Source organism: Pantoea sp. (genome assembly GCF_039594315.1).
Taxonomy (GTDB): Bacteria; Pseudomonadota; Gammaproteobacteria; order Enterobacterales; family Enterobacteriaceae; genus Pantoea.
This window is the reverse complement of sequence record NZ_JBCNNP010000002.1, coordinates 179932-203586: the sequence shown is the minus strand read 5'-3', so window position 1 is coordinate 203586 and position 23655 is coordinate 179932. Positions and strand designations below refer to the sequence as shown.

General features: G+C 50.7%; 22 protein-coding genes and 1 tRNA gene. 10 read left to right on the top strand and 13 right to left on the bottom strand.

Going from position 1 to position 23655, the window contains the following annotated elements; all coding sequences use genetic code 11:
• Positions 1-61 precede the first annotated feature (61 nt).
• Together ABDW13_RS02575 and ABDW13_RS02570 are read left to right on the top strand one after the other, a co-directional pair.
• A complete protein-coding gene (locus ABDW13_RS02575) occupies positions 62-1546 on the top strand; it encodes a TraI domain-containing protein (protein ID WP_343550835.1) in 1485 nt (494 codons plus the stop codon).
• 76 nt (positions 1547-1622) lie between these two features.
• Entirely contained in the window at positions 1623-2627 is a 1005-nt protein-coding gene (locus ABDW13_RS02570) for a site-specific integrase (RefSeq protein WP_343550834.1), read from the top strand.
• A 163-nt stretch (positions 2628-2790) separates the two neighbouring features.
• Here ABDW13_RS02570 and ABDW13_RS02565 read toward each other — a convergent pair whose 3' ends face one another.
• The 3 genes from ABDW13_RS02565 to ABDW13_RS02555 all read right to left on the bottom strand — a co-directional run bounded on the left by ABDW13_RS02565 (position 2791) and on the right by ABDW13_RS02555 (position 5768).
• Positions 2791-3213, bottom strand: coding sequence for a VOC family protein (locus ABDW13_RS02565; RefSeq protein ID WP_202987462.1), 423 nt, complete (start codon positions 3211-3213; stop codon positions 2791-2793).
• A gap of 92 nt (positions 3214-3305) precedes the next feature.
• Positions 3306-4493, bottom strand: coding sequence for an L-dopachrome tautomerase-related protein (locus ABDW13_RS02560; RefSeq protein WP_343550833.1), 1188 nt, complete (start codon positions 4491-4493; stop codon positions 3306-3308).
• Between the two features lie 222 nt (positions 4494-4715).
• Positions 4716-5768 (bottom strand): NAD(P)-dependent alcohol dehydrogenase, encoded by a 1053-nt coding sequence (locus tag ABDW13_RS02555; RefSeq protein ID WP_343550832.1) that lies wholly within the window; start codon positions 5766-5768, stop codon positions 4716-4718.
• A gap of 418 nt (positions 5769-6186) precedes the next feature.
• On the opposite strand from ABDW13_RS02555, the gene ABDW13_RS02550 reads away from it, so the two are divergent.
• Positions 6187-6582: a helix-turn-helix domain-containing protein gene (locus tag ABDW13_RS02550; protein WP_343550831.1), complete on the top strand. Its 396-nt coding sequence runs from the start codon at positions 6187-6189 to the stop codon at positions 6580-6582.
• Positions 6583-6858: 276 nt separating this feature from the next.
• Here ABDW13_RS02550 and ABDW13_RS02545 read toward each other — a convergent pair whose 3' ends face one another.
• Positions 6859-7329, bottom strand: coding sequence for a nuclear transport factor 2 family protein (locus tag ABDW13_RS02545; RefSeq protein WP_343550830.1), 471 nt, complete (start codon positions 7327-7329; stop codon positions 6859-6861).
• A 413-nt stretch (positions 7330-7742) separates the two neighbouring features.
• Here ABDW13_RS02545 and ABDW13_RS02540 point away from each other — a divergent pair, with 413 nt between their 5' ends.
• Both ABDW13_RS02540 and ABDW13_RS02535 read left to right on the top strand, forming a co-directional pair.
• Entirely contained in the window at positions 7743-8840 is a 1098-nt protein-coding gene (locus ABDW13_RS02540) for an NADH:flavin oxidoreductase/NADH oxidase (protein ID WP_343550829.1), read from the top strand.
• 382 nt (positions 8841-9222) lie between these two features.
• Entirely contained in the window at positions 9223-9696 is a 474-nt protein-coding gene (locus ABDW13_RS02535) for an antibiotic biosynthesis monooxygenase family protein (protein ID WP_343550828.1), read from the top strand.
• 584 nt (positions 9697-10280) lie between these two features.
• On the opposite strand, the gene ABDW13_RS02530 is transcribed toward ABDW13_RS02535, so the two are convergent.
• Positions 10281-10356: transfer RNA gene (locus ABDW13_RS02530), tRNA-Phe, on the bottom strand.
• A gap of 194 nt (positions 10357-10550) precedes the next feature.
• Here ABDW13_RS02530 and ABDW13_RS02525 point away from each other — a divergent pair.
• The 5 genes from ABDW13_RS02525 (at position 10551) to ABDW13_RS02505 (ending at position 14873) form a co-directional block, all read left to right on the top strand.
• Complete coding sequence (locus tag ABDW13_RS02525) at positions 10551-11873, top strand: PAS domain-containing methyl-accepting chemotaxis protein (protein WP_343550827.1); 1323 nt, start codon at positions 10551-10553, stop codon at positions 11871-11873.
• 113 nt (positions 11874-11986) lie between these two features.
• Positions 11987-13210, top strand: coding sequence for a SpoIIE family protein phosphatase (locus ABDW13_RS02520; RefSeq protein ID WP_343550826.1), 1224 nt, complete (start codon positions 11987-11989; stop codon positions 13208-13210).
• Positions 13211-13220: 10 nt separating this feature from the next.
• Positions 13221-13772, top strand: coding sequence for a SiaB family protein kinase (locus tag ABDW13_RS02515; protein WP_343550825.1), 552 nt, complete (start codon positions 13221-13223; stop codon positions 13770-13772).
• A gap of 7 nt (positions 13773-13779) precedes the next feature.
• Positions 13780-14166 carry a DUF1987 domain-containing protein gene (locus ABDW13_RS02510; RefSeq protein ID WP_343550824.1) on the top strand — a complete coding sequence of 129 codons (387 nt, stop codon included), beginning with the start codon at positions 13780-13782 and terminating at the stop codon, positions 14164-14166.
• Entirely contained in the window at positions 14166-14873 is a 708-nt protein-coding gene (locus ABDW13_RS02505; RefSeq protein ID WP_343550934.1) for a GGDEF domain-containing protein, read from the top strand. The genes ABDW13_RS02510 and ABDW13_RS02505 overlap by 1 nt, the downstream gene beginning before the upstream one ends.
• Positions 14874-14876: 3 nt before the next feature.
• Here the strand turns inward: ABDW13_RS02505 and mrdA are convergent, their stop codons facing one another.
• The 8 genes from mrdA to ABDW13_RS02465 form a co-directional block, all read right to left on the bottom strand.
• On the bottom strand, positions 14877-16751 hold the full coding sequence (mrdA, locus tag ABDW13_RS02500) for a penicillin-binding protein 2 (RefSeq protein ID WP_343550823.1): 1875 nt from the start codon (positions 16749-16751) through the stop codon (positions 14877-14879).
• A gap of 197 nt (positions 16752-16948) precedes the next feature.
• Entirely contained in the window at positions 16949-17662 is a 714-nt protein-coding gene (deoD, locus tag ABDW13_RS02495; RefSeq protein ID WP_343550822.1) for a purine-nucleoside phosphorylase, read from the bottom strand.
• Between the two features lie 33 nt (positions 17663-17695).
• Positions 17696-18919 carry a phosphopentomutase gene (deoB, locus tag ABDW13_RS02490; protein ID WP_343550821.1) on the bottom strand — a complete coding sequence of 408 codons (1224 nt, stop codon included), beginning with the start codon at positions 18917-18919 and terminating at the stop codon, positions 17696-17698.
• Between the two features lie 93 nt (positions 18920-19012).
• Complete coding sequence (gene deoA, locus ABDW13_RS02485; RefSeq protein ID WP_343550820.1) at positions 19013-20335, bottom strand: thymidine phosphorylase; 1323 nt, start codon at positions 20333-20335, stop codon at positions 19013-19015.
• A 65-nt stretch (positions 20336-20400) separates the two neighbouring features.
• The gene (gene deoC / locus ABDW13_RS02480; protein ID WP_343550819.1) at positions 20401-21180 is read right to left on the bottom strand and encodes a deoxyribose-phosphate aldolase; all 780 of its coding nucleotides are present in this window, start codon (positions 21178-21180) and stop codon (positions 20401-20403) included.
• A gap of 294 nt (positions 21181-21474) precedes the next feature.
• Positions 21475-22251: a TatD family hydrolase gene (locus ABDW13_RS02475; protein ID WP_343550818.1), complete on the bottom strand. Its 777-nt coding sequence runs from the start codon at positions 22249-22251 to the stop codon at positions 21475-21477.
• A complete protein-coding gene (locus ABDW13_RS02470) occupies positions 22248-23300 on the bottom strand; it encodes a DUF6363 domain-containing protein (protein WP_343550817.1) in 1053 nt (350 codons plus the stop codon). The genes ABDW13_RS02475 and ABDW13_RS02470 overlap by 4 nt, the downstream gene beginning before the upstream one ends.
• A 177-nt stretch (positions 23301-23477) precedes the next feature.
• Positions 23478-23639 carry a DUF1328 domain-containing protein gene (locus tag ABDW13_RS02465; RefSeq protein ID WP_343550816.1) on the bottom strand — a complete coding sequence of 54 codons (162 nt, stop codon included), beginning with the start codon at positions 23637-23639 and terminating at the stop codon, positions 23478-23480.
• Between the last annotated feature and the right edge of the window lie 16 nt (positions 23640-23655).

Sequence of the window (23655 nt, the reverse complement as noted above, 5' to 3'; positions counted from 1 at the left end):
GATTTTAGGCTGTGATTACTTGCTGCCTGGAACGATAGTGCCTCCGATCTGGAGGTGAATCATGTTCCCAAAATTACAAAGCAAGTTCAGACGCAGCAATTTTCAGCCTTCGTTACCGGCTAAACGAGAAGGCTACTTCACACCGCAAAATCATCAGTCGTTGCTCAGCACGTCTACGCGTCAGGCACAGCTCAAAAAAATCTGGCAGAGCTCGTTGCTGTCTAAATCTGCATATGACGAATTTTGCCTGGAGCCACTGCAAAACCTTGCCGAGCGTTATCAAAATTTGCCTGCCGCGCGAATCACTGGTTGGAACAAAGTCGGCGGATTGCTGGATCTCACTCTGTACCACACCGTCACTATGCTACAGCTATCTAAAGGCATGGTGCTTCCTGCCAATGCTGCACCTGAAGATCAGGCTGCGCAGTCCAGTCACTGGAACTGCGTGGTGTTCTGGCTTGCGCTTTACTGGCACGTTCCCGAGTTGCTCTACATCGAAGCGGAACTGGAAGATGGGCATATCTGGCAGCCAATTTCGAGCGCACCGGATCAGCAATATCGATTCAGAATAACCCGTCATTCAGAAGGAGCAGCTAAAGAAAGTGTTATCAGATTGGCATTCACTGTCTCCATGTTGCCTAAAATCGCGTTGAATTGGCTGGAAAAACAGCCCAATGCACGAGATTGCCTGTTTCTTGAACTGTCCGGAATCAATTCAACAGAAAAACAGATCCATGCATTACTCAACAAAGTGCAGGCGAAATTATTATCAGGCGAATTAAATGACGTCCAAGATTTGGAGAAAATGAATCCAAATTTATATCCGAAAATGGTGAGTGAGTTTCCCGCCCAAATCCCTACAGAACAGTATGACGATGCCATTTACGAGGAATACTTTAGTCAATGTGATGTTATAAAAAATAGCCATTTAACTAATGGTGAAATCGAAACCAACACCAACGATTTAAAGAAAAGCGATCATGGCACTGATATAAATGAATTTCACATCCAGAATGGTAGTCGAATCTCTGCGAACAATTCTGATTGTGTTGATATGCCGACCTACGGATCTTCCGAAAGTGATCAAAAATACGTCAACAAAGGTTATCAAACTCAGCAGCTTGATCCAGAATCGATCCCTGTCACACCTGAGACAACCTCACAGATTTCTAAGAAACAGACTGGCGAGATGTTTTGGTCATGGCTGGTCGAGGGTCTCGAAAATGGAACGATAGCGTGCAATGAAGCAGATTCACGCGTGCAACTGGTCGCTGGTTTTGTTTTCCTGCTTGTACCGGGCATTTTTTATCGATATCTGAAGCAAACCGGTCAGTCTGCTGATGAGCGTGAAAACGTTCAAGCAGGGTTTGAAAGACTCAACCGACATCGGCGTAACAACGGCAAACGTTTTACGTTTGCCACTCTCTACAACAGTGCCGACCGTAACGGCCCTTATAAACGCGTGAAAGGCTATCTGGTCAAATCCACGATGATCATCCGTAGTTCTGATGTGCCGGATGACAGTCAGTTTCTTGTGGTTCCCTGACGCTTTTCTGGAAGGTGTATGGAGGAGAGCTGCTGCCCTTTGGGCGGTATTTTAATTGCTGATCGAAGGAAAGGTTATGAGTCAGGTTGATACCAATACAAGCTGGGAATTTTTGCTGGATGAATACTTTTTCGTTAAGTATCTACGCCCTCAAACGGAGTGGAGTTACCGAAAAGTCGTCAATGTCTTCAGAAAGTATTACGGCATGGAACGTAAGCCATGTGAAATAACTCGTCGTGACGTTCAGCAGTGGCGTCGGCATGTGATTAACGTCGAAGGCTCTGCAGCTATAACCTGGAATAACAAAGTTGCGCATATGCGCGCACTGATGAACTTTGCTATGAAAGCGAGTCTTATTCCGCAAACTGAAAACCCATTCAACGATGTTCTGGTGAGAGCGGATAATAAGCGTAAGAAGACATTATCCAGGCCACAGTTGACTCGTGTTTATCTCCTGATGCAGCAATATGCTGACTTGGATCATCAACTTTCTATTGCTGAAATGAAGCGCTGTGCGTTACATCCTGCATGGTTTTGGATTGCAGTGTTAGACACGCTTCGCTATACCGGCATGCGTGTGAACCAACTGATGCACGTAAGACTTATGGACGTCAATCTTGAAGAAAACTGGATCGAACTACGTCTTGATGGCAGTAAAACCCATAGAGAATGGCGCGTTCCAATTGTAGGCCCTCTCAAACCACAACTTCAGTACCTGGTAAGTCGAGCTTTAGAAAATGGAGCAGAATCGGGAGATGCTATCTTTGACGTTAATCGATTTCTTTGGACCGCGTTTGAACGGGAGAACTTGCCACCCGTCGCTACATTACAACCGGTTAAATCGTTTTTCCGGCGTCTCTCTAAAGAATGTGGATTTGCAGTTTCACCTCATCGCTTTCGGCATACACTCGCCACAGAGCTGATGAAATCACCCGATCGTAACTTACAAATGGTCAAAGGATTGTTGGGGCATCGAAGTGTCACAACCACGATGGAATATATAGATATCAATTTAGACGTGACTTGCAGAACGTTGGAATCCGAATTGGGGTTGTATTTGGATAAGAATTTATCCAGATAAATTTCCAGCTACGCTATATATTCCAGATGTATGTTGCGTAGCTGAGTAATTATCATCGTAGAGCACCACAATTAATGCATTAAATATACGAATTTCTATCGCTGATAAATGTCTATGAGCTTATTGATATCTCTACAAATAATTTAAATGCTGGTGCAGATACTCACCAATGCCCCTCATTTTTCATCGATATCCAAGGCTCACAGGCTTCCAGTGGTTCTCCTTTTTGAAGCAGTTCAATGGAAATATTATCAGGGCTGCGTACAAAAGCCATGTAGCCATCCCGAGGAGGTCTATTAATTACAACGCCATTCGCTGCAAGATGTGAACAAAGAGCATAGATGTCTTCGCATTCATAGGCGAGATGCCCGAAATGTCGACTATCTGAAGGTAAACCTTCATCCCCATCCCAGTTCCATGTCAGTTCGACTGACGCCTCATGCTGGCCCGGCGCGGCCATATAGAGCAGCGTAAACCGGCCTTTTTCGTTATCTATGCGTTGAATCTCTTCGAGACCCAGCAGACCAAAAAAGTGCTTAGTTTTCTCAAGATCTTTAACGCGGACCATCGTGTGCAGGTATTTCATTACCAAGCCCTTAATTTCATTAGGTTGATGTTAAGCATCCAGACTGGATGCTTAACAATTATTAAGTCTTCAAAAAGTAAAGTTTTATCTTATCAATGAGTTGGAGCTGGCGCTGCATCGATTTTAACACGCATCAGGCTATAAGGTTTCTCGCGCATATCTTTACCATTATTGAAGCCTGGCTGGCGTTGAACCTGGTTAGCTGTGAAGTACAGATAGCCGTCAGGACCAATCGACAGAGTATCCGGCCAAAGAACTCGTGGATCGTGAACAATTGTCTGCCAGCTTCCGTCCGCCATACGCTTACGGATGCCGTTGTGTTCATAATCGCTCGCGTACACGGCACCGTTGGCATCAGCTTCCAGACCATCGGAGGCACCTTTTTCTCCAAGATCTTTCACAGCTGCGGCGAGTTGTGCATCGTTGATGTTCTCGTCACGTAGTAAGTCTGTTGATACTGAATATAGGTGACGGCTGGATAAAGGACAGAAGTACAGAGTTTTGCCGTCCGCTGACAGAGCAATACCGTCAGAGGCTATGCCCAGCGACTTAAGTTTTCCGTCTGCACCTTTGGTCAGCAGCGCCTGTTTTCCTTCCACAACCGGAATAAAATCAGGATCAGGTGTTGTTGATTTTGCTCCGCTCAAGCGACGTACTGCCTTACCGGTAGCAATGTCCATTACGATAATGGCGCCAGGACCAGATACCGATGAATCAGTGACGTAAACGGTTCCTTCTTTGCCGATGCGGAAATCGAATCGCATGTCATTTACGTATGTACTTGCCAGCATTACGTTTGGTGGGAAGACTAACGTTTTGACAATCTTGTTGGTGGCAAGATCCACTGCGACTAACTTAGCCCCGCCTTTTTTGGGCGTGGAGAAACTCGGAGCTGCGGTATCCAGCAACCAGACACGACCTTTACCATCGGCGACCACGCTTTGTACGCTAATTAGACCTTTAGCAGGATCTTTGTCATTTTCACGATTGAACGCCGCGTCTGGATACGCGACTTCCTTGCCGTTGCGAATTTCAGCAACGGTGAATTTTACATCATCGCCCCATTTTGGGTAGTTTACGAAAATACGGCCAGTTTCGGTGACGGTAACGCCGGTCGGCATCGCATTGTGGAAAGCAAATACCTGCTCAAGCTGACCAGTAGTTTTCTCGATAGGTGCATTCGCCGGAAGTGGACGGACATCTGCGGCGAAGCTGCTTTCGCCTGAAATGGCAATGGCGAGCGCCAAAGCTGAAAAGGCCAAATTGTATTTTTTAGACATAAAAGTGTTCCCTGGCGCTGTCATAACAGGCCATAAAAAAATGCATTTATATAATTAGAAGGCCATGAAAATGGTTTCCCATAGCCCTAGTCGGTTATTCCACAAAGCGTGGTGAACGGACATAGCAACACCGGTGGTGTTGGGGTCGTCGACAAACGCAATGCTGAGAATCTGTTAACTGACTAATCCGTTAAATCTGTTGAGCAAGCGGATTGTCTGTATTTATGCCTTTAACGTGGCCATATCAATGACGAAGCGATACTTCACATCCCCGGCAATCATGCGACTGTAAGCCTCGTTGATGTTTTTAATATCAAGCATTTCAATATCGCAGCTGATATTGTGTTCTGCGCAAAATTCCAAAACTTCCTGGGTTTCCGCAATGCCACCGATTAGAGAGCCCGCCAGTACGCGGCGATTCATAACCAGGTTGCCCGCATGAAGTGCAGGTTCAATCGGCTCGACCAGCCCCACTAAAATGTGAACGCCATCGAAACGCAGAGTTTGTAGGTATGGGTTTAAATCATGCTGAACAGGGATAGTGTCCAGCAGAAAATCGAAATGCCCGGCAGCTGCTTCCATTTGTTCAGCGTCAGTCGATACGATTACGTGATCAGCTCCCTGACGGCGGGCCTCTTCAGCTTTACTCGCTGAACGGGTAAACAGTGTTACCTCTGCCCCCAAAGCCTTAGCGAACTTGATGCCCATATGGCCAAGTCCACCCATGCCCAGAATACCTACCTTATCGCCCGGCTTAACGCCGTAGTGCTTCAAGGGGGAGTAGGTTGTAATACCCGCACAAAGAATTGGTGCGGCAGTCGCCGGGTCAAGTTTCTCAGGAATACGTACGACAAAGTGTTCGCTGACTACAATGCTGCTGGAATAGCCGCCCATAGTAATTGAGCCATCAACACGGTCCGGGCTGGCATAGGTCAGGGTCGGGCCTTCCAGGCAGTATTGCTCCAGATCTGCAGCGCAGGCTTCGCAATGGCGGCAGGAATCAACCATGCAACCGACACCGACCAAATCACCTACTTTATGCTTAGTGACTTTTTCACCGACTTCGGTGACTGTGCCGACAATTTCATGGCCTGGCATCAACGGGTAAACCGACATGCCCCATTCGTTTCGGGCCAGATGAATATCGGAGTGGCAAACACCACAGTAAAGGATTTCGATAGCCACGTCGTCTGGCCGAGGGCTCCGGCGATTAAAGGCCATCGGGGCAAGTGGTGCTGTAGCCGTTTGTGCTGCGTAACCTATAGCTTTGTACATTTGCAATATCTCTTTAACGATGATGATTGATATGGCGCAACGGGTAGAGCTAATCGGACGATGACGAGTTATCTGTTCCGCATCTATTCGTATTGCTCTCGGTCAGCAAATTTCTCGCCGAGAGTCAGGCGTTCAGTTGTGAGAATCAAATACTTTCCTGTTGCGCCAGAGATAGCAGAATCGATGCGATCAGCTTCTGTGCAGGAGAATTAGTATTCCTCAGCAACCATGCTTAAAAGAGCGATATTGAAACCGATGTTATCTATAACATCATGATTTTAAGTCTCTTTTTAAAACTTACTCTCTTCGAGAGGTTCCGTGTACGTCCAGTAAGAAATATGTTAGGTTGTGCAGTATTAATAAACAAGTACGCACAATTATGTGCACTAGTTACATTTTTTATACTGTGGAGATGCCTATGAAACTCGGCACTGCTAATTGCGAGGTTGAAGCCTTTGCCTGTCCGGTGACGTTTACAGTCGACGTAATTGGAGGTAAGTGGAAGGCACTTATCCTCTTTCACCTTATGTCCGGGACAAAACGATTTAATGAGTTGAGACGTCTGGTGCCAGAAGTGACTCAGCGAATGCTTACGCTGCAGCTCAGAGAGCTGGAAACTGACCGGGTTATACACAGGGAGATCTATCGCGAAGTCCCCCCAAAGGTCGAATATTCACTCACCGAACTGGGGAAAACGTTAGTTCCTCTGATCAATGCAATGCGTGAATGGGGAGCAGTTCATGAGGAAGCAATCCTGAAATTCCGACTTGAGGCGCAGGGTCTTGATGAAACCATGACGTCAGAGACGGTTTAAAGACATATATTTTCCATTAATATCAATGAGTTGATTTAATTAATGAAATTTATCCGAGCTGTATTTCGAATTGGTCCAAGCTGTTCTTTCAGACTTCACTTGATACCTTATTATCTCAACCGGGGACAGGTCTGAGCATTATTCGGTTTGTAGCGAAATACTGCTTCATTTGAGGCAGTATTTTGGCGCCAAAAACTTTGTTTTGCGTATCTGTGGTTGGCTGGCTGATCAAGTGAAGTCTGAATGGCTTCAAGGTTTAATGGTGTGTTTTTTTATTCAAAACATGGTGTTATCATTTTCTGCCTTTTCAGGCACATTCTGAATTACGTCCCAGTGTTCTGTGATTTTCCCGTTTTTAACTTTAAAAATGTCAACGACAGAACGCCCGCGATCTTTCTCGCCATTGGTTGAATGCACATGAAGCCAAACCAGGTCACCATTGGTCGCGCTTCGTAAAATTCGGGCATGAGACTTAGGGTTATGTTTGAAGAAATCAGAGAAAAATTCTACGAAAGGTTTTTTGCCGTCGGGTACATGAGGATTATGCTGACGATAATTATCTGAAACCAGCTCAGATGCTTCTGCCACATTATGCTCGTTAAAAAAAAGTTCATAAAACTTGATGACTACTTCCCGGTTTGCATTTTCCTGGGGAAGATTGCGATTAAAGTCTGGTCCTGATGCTAATACATAGGTAGAGCTCAGTAATAGTAAGGGAAAAAGAGCAGATTTAAAGAGATTGTTCATGGCATCCATCCTCAGTTAAAAAATGTAATATCAATTATTTTGGATGGGAATTAAATCTTTTTTTCAAACTAATTGAGTGTTATTAAATAATAGGTCAACTCAGTTGAGTTGTGGCAAGTGTCAGTTGCTTGCCAACTGACCAGATATTATCGGTTACGTTATTATCTGGAAAACTATTATTCGAAGAGTTAGCCTGAATCAGGAGCCGGTGAGAAGTTGCTATTCAGGTTTCAATCATTTTATCGTTTGGTTAAGCAAAGAGCATGTATTGCTTTATCAGACGCAGTCAGAATGTGTAAAGCTTAATGAGAGCAGCAATGCCAGTTGTCTATGATACATCTTCAGCTCTATTTGAAGAAGTATCTGAAGAGAAGTCATTGTATCGCTGCAGTAACCAATATTGAGGGATAGAAATGAGTCTGTTATTTAGTGCGTCAAAAATCGGGGAACTTGAGCTTGATAACCGCATAGTAATCGCACCGATGTGCCAATATTCTGCTGAAAATGGACACGCCAGCAGCTGGCACCAAATCCATTATGGTTCTCTGGCAATGTCTGGAGCAGGATTGCTGATTCTGGAGGCGGTCGCCGTTGAGCCGGTTGGTCGTATATCGACGGGAGACTTAGGGCTCTGGGATGATGAAACAGAGGCCGCATTACATCGCTTAGTGTCTGATATCCGCACCTGGTCGCCAATTCGTCTGGGGATGCAACTCGGTCATGCGGGCCGCAAAGCTTCCTGCCATAAGCCATGGGTGGGAGGGCATAAACTTCAAAAGAGTGATGGAGGCTGGCAAACCGTAGCCCCTTCGGCTCTGAGTTTTGCTGAACAAGAAGAAACACCAGAGTCACTGGACGAAGCGGGACTGGAGCGTATCAAACAGGCGTTTGTTGAAAGCGCGAAGCGTGCCGTGCGCTTGGGTATTGAACTGATCGAGCTCCATGCTGCGCACGGTTATTTGTTGCACCAGTTCTTGTCACCGCTGAGTAACCAGCGAGAGGACCAATATGGTGGTTCGCTGGAAAATCGTTTACGTTTCCCACTGGAAGTATTCGCAGCAGTACGCGCCGCTATTCCATCTGCGATTCCGGTTGGCGTACGTCTCTCCGCTACGGACTGGATTGATGGCGGCTGGGATGTTGAGCAATCCATCGTGTTTTCTGAGCAACTGGAACTGATGGGCTGTGATTATCTGCATGTCTCCAGCGGTGGGCTTTCCCCACAACAAAACATTGTTGTAGAACCTGGCTATCAGCTTCAGTTTGCACGCAATATTCGTCAGAAGGTCAAAATCCCAGTCATGGGTGTTGGTCTGATCACCGAGCCACAGCAGGCCGAAAATGTGTTGATACAAGGGGATGCAGACCTTGTCGCATTGGGGCGCTCAGTGCTCTATAACCCACACTGGCCATGGCAAGCTGCCGCTGCACTCGATGCTAAGGTTCAGGCACCTCCGCAATATTTGCGCTCTGAACCCCATGGTGCAAAAGGGACACTTGTAAAACCTTAAATATTATATCGGCTCAGTAAACTGGGCCTTAACTTTTATTCACGAGCCACGTTATTAAAAAAAAATTAAAAAGATTAAGTGCTTTTACTTTCCTACAATGACGTTCTCCGATTCACGCCTGAAGGTCGGAAAACCTAACCTCGCATTTAGCTTTGTCTAATTCCTTTACCACTATAGTATCAAAAATGTGACTAGAGCACAGAATTGTGCGTACTTGTTTGCAAGCGCCGTAAGATTTAGAATTGCCCTGAACCAATGAATACAGAATCCGGGAAAACATCTCACTATTGCCTCCGTGGAAAAACAAAAGCTTCTTATTTTATTGAGAAAGCTGCGATGAACCAATTCGTATATATTCACTCCAAATTATTGGATAATCATAATGAGTAAAATTAAGACATATGCTTTGGGTGCGCTGATTGCTGCAACAACATTAATTACGTCTCAGGCAGCAATGGCACAAATAAAGCTTCACCCAAGCCCAAACGGTGAGGTTGCAATAGTCGTTAATTTAGAGGTGAAGCCTGGTGCCGAGGCTGAATTTGAGAAAGTTTTCCATCGTTCTGTAACGTGCTCGCGTTTGGAGCCTGGCAACATCACCTTTAATATCCATAAAGTTCTCGGTACAGAGCGCAGCTATGTGCTCTATGAAGTATGGCGAAATGAAGCAGCGTTAAATAGTCACTTCGCCCGGCCATACACAGTGGCCCTGTTCTCGATGTTTGACCGCAACTTAGTTCGTCCACTCTCTGAAGGTGGCCTGAACTTTGTTCAAGATTTGCAGCCTCAAGCACGCATGGCTCCAGCGAAGACTACCCCTGATTCTGAAGCAGAGTGCCGTTGGGTTCATTCCTGATTAGGTAGATCCTCAGCCTCCGTAAGGAAAACTTCCGCGCTAGAAGATCTAAAGTCTGAAAAGGGTGAAGAACGATGCTGCCGCAGCCTCGCTAGATTAAAAGGGCAAGTTTACGTTCATATCACCTAGAGTAAGTAAGAAAAATACAGTTATACCTTCCCATCATAATCAATATCAAATTGTAACAACGTCAAAAATGGAAATACCGTGCCAGTCTGGTTAAAGGGCTGGTACGTCAATTAATTGATAAATTACATCCATTTACTTGCTTAAAGCTAAGTGCTTCTCAAGGAGTTTAAAGAAAAAAAGCAGAATTGATTTTTAACCTAAGCGGCTTGCCTTGTCGGGGAAGAACGATAGTCAAATCGTTCGAAAATCGAGGTTTTGTTGACAGATGCAACAATGATTGCAATTATTTACGCCAACGAGAAAAGGGCACCAGCTGTAACTGGTACCCTTTCTTGAAGGTTTATACATTCAATCTTGGATGGTGCATCTTACACATGCAGCCAACGTTGCTTGAACACCACCTTCGTTTAGACACCCGTTAGAGATCTCACTTCTAACCAGTGTGCTTCGATGTATGGTGCCCGGACGCGGAATCGAACCACGGACACGGGGATTTTCAATCCCCTGCTCTACCGACTGAGCTATCCGGGCAACGGGGCGCATTAAACCCTACTCAGGCCGCACCGTCAAACGCTTTTCGGCAAAAATCATCTGACTGATGCCTTTTAAAGCAACCTCCAGACCATCCGGTAAAAAATTGATTCACCTATCGCTGTTATCGGTGAATTTTTAATCGCTCGTGCCGATAACCGTGCTGACAACCCATACCAATAATAAGGTCCGCCATGTTTAGCACAATTACATCGGGAATCCTGTCGCGCCTCGCGTGGCAAAAACGCAGCCATAGCATGGCAACGCTCAATTCGTTGCAGGATGCTATCGCTATGGTCGAATTCACACCGGAAGGCCACATTCTCACCGCCAATGAACTGTTTCTGGAACGCATGGGCTACACGCTCAAAGAGATCGTTGGGCAGCATCACAGCATGTTCTGCACCGCCGATTTGATTAACTCGGCGCAGTATCGCGACTTTTGGCGGCGACTGAATCGCGGTGAAGGTTTCAGCGATAAATTCCTGCGCGTGGCGAAACACAGCCGCCCTATTTGGCTGGAAGCCAATTATGTGCCGGTGCAGGATCGCAGCGGTCGCGTGGTGAAAATCGTCAAACTGGCGAGCGATATCACCGTGCGCATTATGGATGCACAGGAGCAGCGCGCCATGACCACCGCGATTGAGCGTTCGATGGCGGTGATCGCCTTCAACCTCAAAGGCGAAGTGCTGATGACCAACGATAATTTCCTGAAAACCATGGGTTATCGCAGTGATGAAGTGATTGGCGTGCATCACAGCCAATTTTGTCCGCCGGAGCTCGCGCAGAGCGACGAATATCGCCGTTTCTGGCACAAGCTGAATCAAGGCGAATTTATCTCCGGCCAGTTCCAGCGCGTGAATAAACGCGGCCAAACCGTGTGGCTGCGCGCCACCTATAACCCGGTATTCAACGAAGCTGGCGAGCTGTACAAAGTGGTGAAGTTCGCCACCGATGTCACCGCGCAGGTGGAGAAAAACCATCAGGAACGTGAAGCGGCGCAGCAAGCGTATCAAACCGCGCTGCAAACCAGCGAAAGCACGCGTTTGGGCGCGACGGTGATCGAAAACAGCGTGCAAACCATGAATGATTTGGCCGGTGAACTGCACGGTATTTCCGGCGATATCAGTAACCTGAGCGAATCATCCGATCGCATTGGCGCGATTGTTGAGAGCATTCGCCGCATCGCCGATCAAACCAATTTACTGGCGCTCAACGCCGCGGTGGAAGCGGCGCGCGCCGGTCAACACGGCCGCAGTTTTGCCGTGGTCGCCAATGAAGTGCGTACCCTGGCGGCGAACATCAACCGCGCCACCACCGAAATTGAGAACATGGTGCAACACAACCATACTTTGGCGGAAAAAGCGTTGAAAGGGATTGCATCTAACCTGAAACGCGCCGATCAGGGCGTGGTATTAGCACAAGAAGCTGGCGGCATGATGGCGGATATTCGCGGCAGTTCCAGCGAAGTGGTTCGCGCGATTGGCCACGTTACTGAAGCATTGAAAGAAGAGTAATTTTTTACAGGTCACCATAAATGGCGACCCTATGGAATCACACTGCTGTGACATAAAAATGTCACAGCAGTGCAGTAATCTAAGATAATTCTTAATCAACGCCAGAATCCCCTATGCAACTGCCTGATTTACGCGCAGGCCTTGCCTCGCTATCGAGTCGTTCCCGCGCGCGATCGCTGTGCATTGCGGTGCCTTTTGTCAGTCCAGCCATGGACAACACTGCGGTGATGGCGTTGTTTACTGAACACAAAGATCTGATTGGTTTGCCGGTGGTCGAGAACGGTACGCCGTTCGGCATGATCAACCGCCATATTTTCCTGTCGCAGATGTCGCGCCCGTTTTTCCGCGAACTTTACGACCGTAAAAGCTGCATCGCCTTTATGGACAAAGAGCCGCTGGTGATCGAAGCTGAAACCGAGCTTGATCGCGTGGCGCAGCAAGTGGTAGCGAGCGGTGATAAGTCGGTGACCGACGGTTTTATCCTCACCGATCAAGGCCGCTATATCGGCATTGGTTTGGGTATCGACCTGATCCGCACCGTGTCGGATTTGCAGCATCAGCAACATCAACAAATTTTGCAGAGCATTGATTACGCCCGCGTGATTCAGGACGCGATGCTTGATCGATCCACGCAACAGATGGCGCAGCAGCTCACCGATTGGTGTCTGCACTGGCAGCCGCGCGACGGCGTTGGCGGCGACTATTACGCCTTCCATCAGGATGAACACGGCTGGCTGGCATTGATTGCCGACTGCACCGGCCACGGCATTCCCGGCGCGTTTATGACGGTGATTCTGCAATCGGCATTGGAAAATGCCTTGCAGCAAAACCGCCGTGAACCGTCCGATGTGCTGCAATCGCTTAATCGTCATATCAAACAAACCCTGGGGCAATTGAATGCCTCGCAACAAACGTCGCTGTCGAACGACGGATGCGATGCCATCGCGTTGCGTCTGGATAGCGAAAATCACCAGCTTTATTGGTCGAGCGCGCGCATGCATGCCTTACTGCATGCGGCTAACGGTGAAGCGGAATCACTGAAAGCCGATCGCGTTGGCGTGGGCTATACCGACACGCCGCATGATTACGTCTGGCCGCAGCAACAGCGCACGCTCAATGCCGGCGATATGCTGCTGGTGATGACCGATGGCGTGACCGATCAGCCTGGCGGCGAACGCCAGATTATGTTTGGCAAAAAGCGCATTCAGTCGCTGGTTAATCAATATCAAACTCTGTCGATGCCGGCACTTTCCGCAGCATTTGAGCAGGAATTTCTACGTTGGCAAGGCAACCAGCCGCGACGCGATGACGTCACCTGGTTTGGCTTCCGTTATTAGAGTGCGTGTTATGAACTCAGGTTCAAGCGTCAGCCGCGTCCCGCCGGAAAGCGTCGCGCTGCATTACACCGGCCTTTTTTCGCCACAGAACATCACCGCGATGGGCGAAGTAATTAAGGTCTTTCTGGAGAACCAGCAGGCGCCGGTTAAAGTGCGCCGCCGCTTGTTCTCCAGCTTTGTTGAAATCGTTCAGAACATTTTGCGCTACTCGCAGGACAGCCGCAGCACCAGCCACGCCGAGCAGGATTTTCGTTTCGGCACCGTGACGCTGCACGTTGAAGGCGATAACTACGTGTTGGAAAGCAGCAATCAGGTGGATGAAGTCGCCTGCGAGCAATTGCGTTATTGGCTCGATTTGCTGCGCACCATGAGTAATGAAGAGATTAAGCAGGCTTACCGCGTTGGCCTGCGCACCGAGAGCCCCGCCACCAGCAAAGGGGCCAATATTGGATTATTAACGCTGGCGCGTGACGTCAGCGAACCGCTGGAGTATGAACTGCGTCCGTTGGCTGCCAACGGCTACGCCACGTTTTGGCTCAAAGCCACCATTCACCAGGATTGATGTACTTATGCAAAACCTTGTTATTGCTGCCACAGAGAGCACGCCCGACGTTAATTTCGATTTTGAAACCGCACACTTTTCGCTGCGCGGTGAATCCTGGCCGGAAAACGCTGCGGCGTTTTATCGCCCGTTGCTGGATGCATTAGAGAACTGGCAGCCAGCGGCCACTGGCCCGATCGCCGTAGATATCGCCCTGCGCTATTTCAACAGCTCCAGCACCAAGATGCTGTTTAGCCTGTTCGATCTGTTTAACCAGCGCGCGCAGCACGGCCATCAAGTTGAATTGAATTGGTTCTTTGATGAAGAAGATGATGTCTCTGAAGAGTTCGGTCAGGAACTGGCGCTGGACTTCACCGATTTGCAGGTGAAGTTGCAGGCGGAAATGGCTTCGTGATGGATCTCAACGAGCTGTTCCGCGAAGAGAGCGACGTACTTAATCGTTCACAGGATGTGGCGGCTCAAACCACACTCAGCGCCGAGGATTACCGCGATGCGTTGTTAATGGTTAATCGCCATTATCAGCGCTTGATGCGGGAAACTTACCGCATGATTTCGCGCAGCGACCGCGCCGAGCGTGAACTTAACCGCGTCAACGAGCAGTTGCATCAGCTGGCGCAAGAGCTGGAATACAAAGCCAGCCACGATCCGCTGACGGCGGTATGGAATCGCGGCGCGATTATTCAGCGCATCACGCAAACGCTGAGCAATGGCGCGGCGGCGTTGATCATTCTGGATATTGACCACTTCAAGCGTATTAACGATGAATATGGTCATCCGATGGGCGACAAAGTGATTTGTGGCTTGGTGTCGCGTATTCAGGCGCATTGCCCGGAAGATGCCAGCATCGGCAGGATTGGCGGCGAAGAGTTTACCGTGCTGCTGCCGCATTATCGTTTATCGGATGCGGTGATTGTGGCGGGCGCGATTCACGCCTCGCTCAACGCTTCACCGCTCGCCGTGCTGCCGGGCCAACTGGTGACCGCCAGCCTCGGCGTTAGCTACGGTAAGCCCGGCTCGGATTTCGAAACGCTGTATAACAATGCCGATGTCGCGCTGTATGACGCGAAAAATCACGGCCGCAACCGCGTGTTCTTCCGCTAAACATTATTGCGCCGCGGTCGCCATTGGCGGCTCGGCGGGCGGCGGCACAAAGATGTGGTCGAGGATATTACGCATCAGCGGCGCGGCGGTGACACCTTCATTACCACCGTTCTCCAGAATCAGCGCCACCGCCACTTTCGGATCGTTAAACGGCGCAAATGCGGTGTAGAAGATGTGATCGCGCAGGCGCATTGGCGTCATTTTGGCGTTGTAGATCTGGTTTTGCTTCAGGCTGAACACCTGCGATGTGCCTGATTTCGCCGCAATGCCGTACGGCGCGGTGTGGAAATATTTGTAGCCGGTACCGTTTGGCGCATTCGCCATACCAAACATCGCGTGACGCACCAGCGACCAATACGGTGATTTGGCATCGCCAATCTGCGGTTGCGGTAATTTGGCCTGATACGGCACCACCGTGGTGCCGCGCTGTGACTTCTCCAGCAGATGCGGATTGATCACCCGACCATTGTTAATCAACGCCACCAGCGCTTTCACCATCTGAATCGGCGTTGCTACCCAATAACCTTGTCCAATGCCGACCGAAACCGTATCGCCCTGATACCACACCTTTTTATGCACTTTTTGCTTCCATTCACGGCTTGGCAGTAATCCGGCGTACTCCTCATTCAAATCGATACCGGTGGATTTGCCGTAGCCAAACTGGCTTAGCATGGTGTGAATGCGATCGATGCCCATCATGAACGCTACCTGATAGAAGAAGCTGTCGGCGGATTCTTCGATGGCTTTGGTCACGTCGAGCATACCGTGACCGGTTTTTTTCCAGTCGCGATATTTACGATCGGTGCCCGGCAGCGTCCAGGTCGGCGCGCCGAACAGGGTGAAGCTTGGGGTGATCACTTTGGTCAGCAACGCCGACATCGCCATATACGGTTTGACCGTAGACGCAGGCGGATACAAGCCTTGCGTAACGCGGTTGATCAGCGGCAGATCTTTATCCTGCAACAGCGTTTTGTAGGCTTTGTAGCTGATGCCTTTAACGAACGGATTGGGATCGTAGCTGGGTGCGGAAACCATCGCTAGCACGCTGCCATCGTGCGGATCTTCAATCAACGCCGCCGCTCGCTGCCCGGCGAGTTGGCTTTCAACGTATTGCTGTAAATGCAGATCCAGCGTCAGCGTGATGTTTTGTCCGGCGACCGGCGGCACTTCTTTCAGCACGCGCACGATGCGACCGTGGTTATCCACTTCCACTTCCTGATAGCCGGTTTTGCCGTGCAGCAGCGATTCGTAATAGCCTTCAATGCCCTGCTTGCCGATGTTGTGATCGGCGGCGTAGTTTTCGCCGACACCTTCAGCATTCAGGCGTTTGAAGTCGTTATCGTTGATTTTCGACACATAACCGAGCACGTGCGCCAGGTCAGCACCGTACGGATATTCGCGATCCTGATAGGTATCGACGGTGACGCCGGTAAAGCGGAATTGATTGACGGCGAAGCGCGCCACCTCTTCGTCAGTCAGTTCCGCTTTCAGTTCCACCGGCTTGTAACGGCTGTTTTGCTTGAGTTCGTGCTCGAAGGTATCGATCTCTTCTGGGGTTAAATCGACAATCGGTGTCAGCTCTTTCAGCGTTTCCTGCATGTTGTCGATTTTGTACGGCGTGATGTGGATGTCGTACCAACTGACGTTTCGCACTAGCGGAATACCGTTGCGATCAAAGATCAAGCCACGCGTCGGCGCGATGGGGATCATTTTGATGTCGTTTTCGTTGGATCGCGTTTGGTAATAGCTGTGCTGATCGACCTGCAAGCGATACAGGTTGACGCCAAGAATGGTAAAGCAGATGACAACCAGGGCAAAGGCAACAATCGCACGGCGGGCAAACAGCTTTTCTTCTGCTTCGAAATTACGGAAATTCATCAGGTGGGCTTAGTCTCTTTGTTATCACGCTAATGATAAGCAGAGATTGTTTTAGAGCCAGCACGAAGATGCACAAGCTTGGGTAAAAGTGTGTCAGATGTTTACGGGAAGGAATCCAGGTCACCATAAATGGCGACCCTACAGTGGCAAATGTTTGTAGGGTCGCCATTTATGGTGACCTGGAAATTAGGCGGAAATTAATCCCCCAACAGCACCGACTCCAGCGCGATCTTAATCATATCGTTGAAGGTGGTCTGACGCTCAGCGGCGGTGGTTTGCTCGTGAGTACGGATATGATCCGACACGGTACAAATGGTCAGCGCTTTAGCGCCAAACTCGGCGGCCACACCGTAAATACCGGCGGCTTCCATTTCCACGCCCAGAATGCCGTACTTCTCCATCACGTCGAACATCTGTGGATCTGGCGTGTAGAACAGCTCTGCCGAGAATAGGTTACCCACGCGAGCATCGACGCCCAGCGCTTTCGCGGCATCGACGGCATGACGCACCATATCGAAGTCAGCAATCGCGGCGAAATCGTGATCTTTGAAACGCATGCGGTTCACTTTGGAATCGGTACATGCGCCCATGCCGATCACCACGTCACGCAGTTTCACATCTGGACGCACTGCGCCGCATGAACCGACACGGATGATCTTCTTCACGCCGAAATCGGTGATCAGCTCTTTGGTGTAGATCGAGCAAGAAGGAATGCCCATGCCGTGACCCATTACTGAGATCTTGCGGCCTTTATAGGTGCCGGTGTAACCCAACATGCCGCGCACGTTGTTCACTTCCACGGCATTTTCAAGGAAGGTTTCAGCAATGTGCTTAGCGCGCAGCGGATCGCCTGGCATCAATACCACGTCCGCGAAATCACCCATTTCTGCATTAATATGAGGCGTTGCCATGATTATTTTCCTTATAAAAGTGGGGGCGCTGTTTTACAGCATGCTCTGACCGTAGTCCATGCTGGACAGGCCGAAATAGTTGGCGATGGTCTGGCCGATATCGGCGAAGGTATCGCGATAGCCCAGCGATCCCGGCTTCACATTTGGGCCGTAGATCAGAATTGGAATGTGCTCGCGCGTGTGTTCAGTGCCCGGCCAGCTTGGATCGCAGCCGTGATCGGCGGTGAGGATCAGAATATCGCCCTCTTTCACCAATTCCATCAGCTCTGGCAAGCGACGATCAAAGAACTCCAATCCGCCCGCATAACCGGCGATATCACGACGATGTCCCCACGTTGAGTCGAAATCAACGAAGTTAGTGAACACAATCGAGTTGTCCGGCGCTTTCTTCATCTGCTCAATCGTAGCGTTGAACAGCGCGTCTAAGCCGGTGGCTTTGACCTTCTGCGTGATGCCTTGCTCAGCGTAGATATCGGCGATTTTACCTACCGAAATCACTTCGCCGCCCTTCTCGTCTACCAGTTTTTTCAGCATGGTTGGCGCTGGCGGTTCTACGGCCAGATCGTGACGGTTGCCGGTACGCTCGAAGTGACCCGATTTGTCGCCAACAAACGGACGCGCAATCACGCGGCCAATGTTGTAGCCGCCATTGGTCAGCTCTTCGCGGGCGATTTCACACAGTTCATATAAGCGATCAAGGCCAAAGGTCTCTTCGTGACAGGCAATCTGGAACACCGAATCCGCCGAAGTGTAGAAAATCGGCTTACCGGATTTCATGTGCTCTTCACCCAGCTCATCAAGAATCACGGTACCGGATGAGTGGCAGTTGCCGAGATAGCCCGGCAGATCGGCACGTTTCACCAGCACATCCAGCAATTCCTGCGGGAAGCTGTTTTGCTTGTCGCTGAAGTAGCCCCAATCAAACAGCACTGGCACGCCAGCGATTTCCCAGTGACCTGACGGCGTATCTTTGCCCGACGACATCTCGCTGGCGTACGCATACGCACCGATGATTTCCGCGTTAGGGTCGAGGCCTGGCGGGAAGCGTCCGGTTGAGAGTTCGGCCGCTTTGCCGAGTCCCAGTTTAGTCAGATTAGGTAAGTGCAGCGGGCCTTCGCGACCTTCATTGGCGCGGCCTTCGAAACACGCTTCGGCGATATGGCCGAGCGTGTCCGATCCTTCATCACCGAATTTATCGGCGTCTTTGCTGGAACCGATCCCGAAGGAATCGAGAACCATAATAAAAGCACGTTTCATGCAAGTCTCCTGCGCAATGCGCGATGACAAGTCAAAAAAAAGCGATCAGATCAGTATACCCGAATGGCCGCTGCCTGGCACCAACAAGCGCTGTTATTCTGTCACGCGGCGATAAACGACTGGCGTAATCTCCGGCGCTTTATCACTTAAGGTGATGGCGGATTTCACGGCCGCCGCCGCTTGCTGCCACTGTTTTTCGGTAGCGGCGTGAATCACCGCCAGCGGACGCTGCGCATCAACCGGCGTGCCGAGCGTGATCATATCGCTCAAACCCACGCTGTAATCGATGCTGTCGCTGGCACGCTGGCGGCCACCGCCAAGCGATACCACCGCCATGCCCAGCGCACGGGTATCCATCGCGCTGACAATGCCTGCGTGGTCGGCGTACACCGCTTTGCTCAACATCGGCGCCGGCAAATAGCTGTCCATGCGCTCGATGAAATCCACCGGGCCATTTTGCGCCGCCACCATGCGCGCAAACACTTCTGCCGCTTTACCGTTATCCAATACTTGCTGCAATTTCTGCCGCGCGTCGGCGTCGTTATCGGCCAGTTTGCCGGAAATCAGCATTTCCGAGCACAGCGCCATCGTCACTTCCAGCAGACGTGGATTACGCGCTTCACCGGTGAGGAATTGCACCGCCTCACGCACTTCCAGCGCATTACCGGCAGTCGATGCCAGCACCTGGTTCATGTCGGTGAGTAGCGCGGTAGTTTTGCAACCCGCGCCGTTGGCAACGCCGACAATCGCCTGCGCCAGATTTTCCGAAGCCTCGAAGGTTGGCATGAAAGCGCCAGAACCGACTTTGACGTCCATCACTAAAGCATCCAATCCTTCCGCCAGTTTCTTGGCGAGGATCGACGCAGTGATCAACGGAATAGAATCGACGGTGGCGGTGATATCGCGCGTGGCATAGAAACGCTTATCAGCCGGTGCCAGCGAGTTGGTTTGACCAATAATCGCGATGCCAACGTCTTTAATGATTTGGCGGAAACGATCGTCGCTCGGGAAGATGTCGAAGCCTGGAATCGCTTCGAGTTTATCCAGCGTTCCGCCGGTATGACCGAGGCCGCGACCGGAGATCATCGGCACATAGCCGCCGCACGCCGCCACCATTGGGCCGAGCATCAGTGAGGTGACATCGCCCACGCCGCCGGTCGAGTGTTTATCAACAATCGGGCCGTTGAGGTTGAGTGATTTCCAGTTCAGCACCGTGCCTGAATCGCGCATTGCCATGGTCAACGCCACACGCTCTTCAAGCGACATGTCGTGGAAATAGATGGTCATCGCCAGTGCGGCAATTTGCCCTTCTGAAACGCTGTTGTCGCGCACGCCGTTGATGAAGAAGCGGATTTCCGCTTCGCTCAGTGCGTGGCCGTCGCGTTTTTTACGAATAATTTCTTGTGGCAGGAACACAATGGCCTCCCCGGAATAAAAAACAGGTCACCATAAATGGCGACCCTACGAAGAATGGATAGAACTTAGTAACCGGCTTTGCTGGTCGCAGTTGCGTGGCCCAGCGTATTTAGCAAGCTTGCCAGCAGGCTCGAAGCGCCGAAACGGAAGTGACGCGCATCCGCCCAGCCTTGGCCGAGAATGTCGTCAGCCAGTTGCAGATACAGCGCCGCGTCTTCTGCGGTGCGTACGCCGCCCGCCGGTTTGAAACCAACCTGCTGCTGCACGCCTTTGTCACGGATCACTTGCATCATGATCGCTGCCACTTCTGGCGTGGCGTTGACCGGCACTTTACCGGTTGAGGTTTTGATGAAGTCAGCACCGGCATCGATGGCGATTTCAGAAGCGGCGCGAATCAGCGCTTCTTCTTTCAGCTCACCGCTTTCGATAATCACTTTCAGCAACACGTTAGACTCAGCGCAGGCTTGTTTACAGGCTTTCACCAGCTCAAAACCAATTTCGCGATTGCCCGCAATCAGCGCGCGGTACGGGAATACCACATCCACTTCATCGGCACCGTAAGCAATGGCGGCGCGGGTTTCCGCCAGCGCGATTTCAACATCGTCGTTGCCGTGAGGAAAGTTGGTGACGGTAGCAATTTGAATCTCTGGCGTGCCTTGTTCGCGCAGCGCTTTACGTGCCGCAGGAATGAAGCGTGGATAAATGCAAATCGCCGCCGTGTTGCCTGCTGCGGATTTTGCCTGACGGCACAGCGCAATTACCTTCTCGTCGGTGTCGTCTTCGTTGAGGGTGGTCAAATCCATCAGTTGCAATGCGCGCTGTGCTGCTGCTTTAAGGTCGGTCATGATGCTCTCCAAAAGTCAGACCGGCAGGCACAACCCGCCGGAGAATGTGATAATTCTAACAATTACCGTGGCGATGATTTGCGTTTCATGTCACACAGAAAAAGAAAACCTGTCATATACATACAATTATTTAGTGATTTAACTCACAAATAACCGCAAGTATCGCCCAAGCATCGCCGCTCAGTCGTTGTTATTATTATCACAAAAAAGGCTGCAAAAGTGTACTGGAAGCTCAATAAGCATAGTCAATCAGCTTCAGCGTGGCGCTAAATCCAGAATCTGTCGGGATAAGGTTTAGGTTGGCAAGGCAAAAATACGTTGGCTGTTGTGCCACAGCGCAGCAGCAATCTCTGCGGGCGCTTCGCTGCGCAACTGGCACAACACCTCAAAGGTGTTGCGAGCACGTTCGGGGCGATTCGGTTGGCCCTGAAAACCTTGCAGCGGCATATCAGGTGCGTCGGTTTCCAGTAACAACGAGGTGAGCGGCAGCTGGGCAATGGTATTGCGGGTTTTACTGGCGCGTTCATAGGTGATGGTGCCGCCAACGCCAATCGCATAGCCAAGCTGGATAAAACGCTCCGCTTGCTGCTGGCTGCCCGCAAAACCGTGTACCACGCCACGGCGCGGTAAATCGTGACGACGTAAATGCAGTGCGAGTTGATCGTGCGTACGCCGCGAGTGCAGGATCACCGGCAGATCGTAGCGCTTCGCCAGCTTGAGTTGCGCATCCAGCAAGCGCGTTTGCTTATCAAACTGCGCATCGTCCATATACAGATCGAGACCGATCTCGCCGATCGCCACACGTTTGCGATCCGGCGTTTTTAACCAGTTTTCGAGTTCATCAAGGTGCGCATCCTGATGCTGCGCGATGTTAATCGGATGCAAACCCAACGCGGCAAACAGCGCATCATGTTGCTGAGCCAACTGACTAACCAAGCCAAAACGGCTGGCATCCACGCTTGGCACAATGATTCGCTCCACACCCGCCTGCGCCGCACGCGCAATGCTGGCGGCTGCGTCATCGATAAATGGCGGGAAATCAAAGTGACAATGCGTGTCGATGAATCTCATGCCAGCGAGCCTTTATCGTAATCGGCATCGTTTTCTGCCAGCGATGGCGTAATCAGCGCGCGATTATCCGGCGCATTCGCCACCGCAGCGGGCGGCGTAACCGTGGTGTGGCGCAACAGCGGTTCGGCATCGCTCAGCCATTGGCCGAGCGTAGCAAGGAAATAGCGCCCGCTGCGACGGCCTAAATGGTAATCCTGATTCAGCGACGATAAGCGGCTGCCGAGCGCCATGCTCGCTAGCGGTTTGGGCGGATAGATTTCGATGATGCGCAGATTATCCGGCGGCTGTTCAATGAACTGCTGAATCTCGCGATAGCTCTCTTCGTGCTGATGCAGAATGTTGATCATCGGCTGCAAGGCGCTGTCGCCCAGCCAACGCTCCATGCGCTTAAACCACTTCGGCGTGTACGACATCTGCGACGGCACGGTGCGAATCACCACAATGGTGTCTGCGCCACGCCGTGCGGCTTCGCGCACCGGAATCGCATCGCTAATGCCGCCATCCTGATAACTCACGCCATCAATCTCCACGCCACTGCGATAGAAGCCGGGAATCGCGCTCGAGGCTTTAATGATGTCATGCCAGGTGGTGCTGGTGGGATTGAAATACTCGGCGCGATAATCGTCGCTGCGACAGGCGCACATATAAAACTCGCTGCCTTTGGCGAACAGCCCTTCCGCGCTGGTAAGCGCCAGCGGAAACTCCTGTTTGGTGACATCAATCAGCCAATCGAGATCGATAAGATGGCCGCCGCGTACGAAGCGTAACGGATCGAAAAACAGTTTGCTGGTGGTATAACGCGAAATCACCCGTCGTGCGTAGCCAGGCTGGCCGCAGACAAAGGCGGAAAGATTTTGGGCGCCAGCAGAAGTGCCGAGCAACAACTGAAAGGGATTGAATCCGGCGCGTTGAAACTCATCGAGCACGCCTGCAGTGAAGATGCCGCGTTGACCGCCACCTTCGCATACCAGGGCGATTTTTTTCGATTTGAACGGGGTTAATGCCAGCGGTTCGATCGAACCTAACGTCAATGGAATGCGTGTTCCCAATGGATGTCCCTCAGTGTTTGCTGCTCTGAGGGAGCCGATAAAGGCGGCATCCCGGAGAACCAGTCATTGTCATTCCCTGACCCATTGCATCTGCAATCGGAGCGGCATCGTAGTATGCCGCAAATGACTGGCCTCCGCTTTAGGTGACTCGCGGGTTAGCGTCGAATACGCAAGGCGTCAGAGTTTTTTGCGCCCGGTAAACAGGCTCACGAGGAACAGAATAATACCGACAATGAACACAAGTTTAGCTGCCCATGCTGCCGTACCCGCCAGACCGCCGAAACCTAATGCTGCAGCAATCAGAGCGATGACCAGAAAGATAATACCCCAACGAAACATAAGCCTCTCCTTTACC

Bases quoted from the DNA above. Each gene is read 5' to 3' on its own strand.
- ABDW13_RS02575 (WP_343550835.1), top strand. From the start codon at position 62: ATGTTCCCAAAATTACAAAGCAAGTTCAGACGCAGCAATTTTCAGCCT.
- ABDW13_RS02570 (WP_343550834.1), top strand. From the start codon at position 1,623: ATGAGTCAGGTTGATACCAATACAAGCTGGGAATTTTTGCTGGATGAA.
- ABDW13_RS02565 (WP_202987462.1), bottom strand. From the start codon at position 3,213: ATGAAATACCTGCACACGATGGTCCGCGTTAAAGATCTTGAGAAAACT.
- ABDW13_RS02560 (WP_343550833.1), bottom strand. From the start codon at position 4,493: ATGTCTAAAAAATACAATTTGGCCTTTTCAGCTTTGGCGCTCGCCATT.
- ABDW13_RS02555 (WP_343550832.1), bottom strand. From the start codon at position 5,768: ATGTACAAAGCTATAGGTTACGCAGCACAAACGGCTACAGCACCACTT.
- ABDW13_RS02550 (WP_343550831.1), top strand. From the start codon at position 6,187: ATGAAACTCGGCACTGCTAATTGCGAGGTTGAAGCCTTTGCCTGTCCG.
- ABDW13_RS02545 (WP_343550830.1), bottom strand. From the start codon at position 7,329: ATGAACAATCTCTTTAAATCTGCTCTTTTTCCCTTACTATTACTGAGC.
- ABDW13_RS02540 (WP_343550829.1), top strand. From the start codon at position 7,743: ATGAGTCTGTTATTTAGTGCGTCAAAAATCGGGGAACTTGAGCTTGAT.
- ABDW13_RS02535 (WP_343550828.1), top strand. From the start codon at position 9,223: ATGAGTAAAATTAAGACATATGCTTTGGGTGCGCTGATTGCTGCAACA.
- ABDW13_RS02525 (WP_343550827.1), top strand. From the start codon at position 10,551: ATGTTTAGCACAATTACATCGGGAATCCTGTCGCGCCTCGCGTGGCAA.
- ABDW13_RS02520 (WP_343550826.1), top strand. From the start codon at position 11,987: ATGCAACTGCCTGATTTACGCGCAGGCCTTGCCTCGCTATCGAGTCGT.
- ABDW13_RS02515 (WP_343550825.1), top strand. From the start codon at position 13,221: ATGAACTCAGGTTCAAGCGTCAGCCGCGTCCCGCCGGAAAGCGTCGCG.
- ABDW13_RS02510 (WP_343550824.1), top strand. From the start codon at position 13,780: ATGCAAAACCTTGTTATTGCTGCCACAGAGAGCACGCCCGACGTTAAT.
- ABDW13_RS02505 (WP_343550934.1), top strand. From the start codon at position 14,166: ATGGATCTCAACGAGCTGTTCCGCGAAGAGAGCGACGTACTTAATCGT.
- mrdA (WP_343550823.1), bottom strand. From the start codon at position 16,751: ATGAATTTCCGTAATTTCGAAGCAGAAGAAAAGCTGTTTGCCCGCCGT.
- deoD (WP_343550822.1), bottom strand. From the start codon at position 17,662: ATGGCAACGCCTCATATTAATGCAGAAATGGGTGATTTCGCGGACGTG.
- deoB (WP_343550821.1), bottom strand. From the start codon at position 18,919: ATGAAACGTGCTTTTATTATGGTTCTCGATTCCTTCGGGATCGGTTCC.
- deoC (WP_343550819.1), bottom strand. From the start codon at position 21,180: ATGACCGACCTTAAAGCAGCAGCACAGCGCGCATTGCAACTGATGGAT.
- ABDW13_RS02475 (WP_343550818.1), bottom strand. From the start codon at position 22,251: ATGAGATTCATCGACACGCATTGTCACTTTGATTTCCCGCCATTTATC.
- ABDW13_RS02465 (WP_343550816.1), bottom strand. From the start codon at position 23,639: ATGTTTCGTTGGGGTATTATCTTTCTGGTCATCGCTCTGATTGCTGCA.